Origin of the sequence: Schumannella sp. 10F1B-5-1, assembly GCF_006517535.1 — a bacterium.
Taxonomy (GTDB): Bacteria; Actinomycetota; Actinomycetes; order Actinomycetales; family Microbacteriaceae; genus Schumannella.
The window spans coordinates 1-230 of record NZ_VHQH01000161.1 but is presented as its reverse complement, the minus strand read 5'-3'; the positions used below and the strand labels follow the sequence as shown (position 1 = coordinate 230).

General features: G+C 70.9%; 1 pseudogene. It reads right to left on the bottom strand.

The features are described from left to right. Positions 1-13: 13 nt before the first annotated feature. Positions 14-230, bottom strand: a pseudogene (locus FJ658_RS15295) (ATP-dependent helicase); the annotation flags it as partial.

Genomic DNA, 230 nt, shown 5'->3' with positions numbered 1-230 from the left:
GGATGGTTGAGCGTCAGAGCTCGCGGATGGCGTCGCTCAGGAGCGCCACGAGAGCCTCCAGCTGCACCGAACCCTCGGTCGCTTCGGTCGTGTCGCCGTCGAGCGCACGGGCCGCGAGGCCCGCCTTCGAGTCGATCAGCTCGGCGATGCGCCCGTCGATCGTCTGGGCGGCGATGATGCGCCACGCCGTGACCGGCAGCTCCTGCCCGATCCGGTGGACGCGGTCGATC